General features: G+C 66.5%; 1 protein-coding gene. It reads left to right on the top strand.

All coding sequences use genetic code 11. From position 1 onward, the window contains the following. Window positions 1–12 precede the first annotated feature (12 nt). On the top strand, window positions 13–1862 hold a 1850-nt coding region (locus ABT084_RS37820; protein WP_351054371.1), incomplete at its 3' end, for a condensation domain-containing protein.

The raw sequence follows: 1862 nt of genomic DNA, 5'->3' as shown, positions 1-1862 counted from the left end.
GAGGTGCAGGCGGTGATCGCGGCGAGTCCGCTGGTCGAGCAGGCTGCTGTGGTCGCGCGTGAGGATGTGCCGGGTGATGTGCGTCTGGTGGCCTATGTGGTTGCGGATGACCCGGAGGACACGGAGGGTCTGGCGGCGGCGGTCCGTACGTTCGCCGGGCGGCGTCTGCCGGAGCACATGGTTCCCTCCGCGGTCGTGGTCATGGATGTACTGCCGTTGACGGGCAACGGGAAGCTGGACCGCAAGGCCCTGCCGGCCCCGGAATACGCGTCTGGTTCGGGACGGGGGCCGGCGAATGCCCGTGAGGAGGCTCTGTGCGCGGTATTCGCTGAGGTGCTGGGTCTGCCCGAGGTTGGGGTGGATGACAACTTCTTCGCTCTGGGCGGCCATTCGCTGCTGGCGATCCGGTTGGCGAGCCGGGTCCGGGCTGTGTGTGGTGTGGAGCTGGGGATCCGGGCGGTGTTCGACGCGCCGACAGTGGCGGGGCTGGCGGAACGGCTGGGTGGCGGTGGAGCGGTCCGTACGGCACTGGCGGCGCGGGAGCGTCCGGCGCGGCTGCCGTTGTCGTATGCGCAGCGCCGGATGTGGTTCATCAGCCAACTCGAAGGAAAGCTGGCCACATACAACATTCCTGCGGTCCTGCACCTGACGGGCCCCGTGGACCGCGCAGCACTCAATGCCGCACTCCTCGACGCGATCGGGCGCCACGAGGCACTGCGCACGGTGTACGCGATGGCTGATGGTGAGCCGTACCAGCGGGTCCTGGCACCCGAAGGCGTGACATGGGAACTACACACACGCGATATCTCGGCGGCCGAACTGGATGAGTCGATCGCCGAAGCCCTTGAGTACTGCTTTGACCTCGCCACTGAAATCCCGATCCACGCGACTCTCTTCGAGATCAGTCCGGACGAGCAGGTCCTGGTAGTGATCATCCATCACATCGCGGGTGATGGCTGGTCGATGGGGCCGTTGGGCCGGGACGTGTCATTTGCGTATGCGGCGCGCCGTGAGGGGCGGACTCCTGTCTGGGAGCCGCTGCCGGTGCAGTACGCCGACTATGCGCTGTGGCAGCGTGAGCTGCTCGGTGACGAGGGGGATGCGGAGAGTGTGCTGGCGGCCCAGGTCGCTTATTGGCGTGAGGCGTTGGCCGGTGTTCCTGAGGAGTTGGAGCTGCCGTTCGACCGGGCGCGTCCGGCGGTTGCCAGTCACGTGGGGCACCGTCTTCCGGTGGAGGTGCCGGCCGAGGTGCATGCCCGTCTGGTGGAGCTCGCGCGGGCCGAGGGTGTGACCGTGTTCATGGTGCTGCAAGCCGCGTTCGCGGTCCTGCTGTCGCGCCTGGGTTCGGGTACCGATATTCCGATCGGTCTGGCGACGGCGGGGCGTACAGATGTAGCGCTCGACGATCTGGTGGGCTTTTTCATCAATACGCTGGTGCTGCGGACGGATCTGTCGGGCGATCCGACGTTCACGCAGGTGTTGTCGCGGGTGCGTGAGGCGAGCCTGTCCGCGTTCGCGCATCAGGATGTGCCGTTCGAGAAGCTGGTCGAGGAGCTCTCCCCGGCCCGCTCGATGGCGCGCCATCCGTTGTTCCAGGTGATGCTGACCCTGCAGAACAACGCCGAACCGATGTTGAGCCTTCCAGACGTGCGAACGGAGGAGCTCTCCCAAGGCTCGACGATGGCGAAGTTCGATCTGGAGCTGAGCGTTCTGGAGACGTTCGACGCCCATGGTGCGCCGGCGGGACTGCGGGGTCTGGTGTTCGCGGCGGCTGATCTGTTCGATGTGGAGTCGGTTGAGCTGTTGGTGGCGCGGTGGGTGCGGGTGCTGGATGTGGTGGGTGGTGACCCGCGGTTGCGTGT

Origin of the sequence: Streptomyces sp. NPDC002138 (genome assembly GCF_040296485.1) — a bacterium.
Classification (GTDB): domain Bacteria; phylum Actinomycetota; class Actinomycetes; order Streptomycetales; family Streptomycetaceae; genus Streptomyces.
The sequence above is the reverse complement of the archived record's forward strand: the minus strand, read 5'-3'. Positions and strand labels throughout refer to the sequence as shown.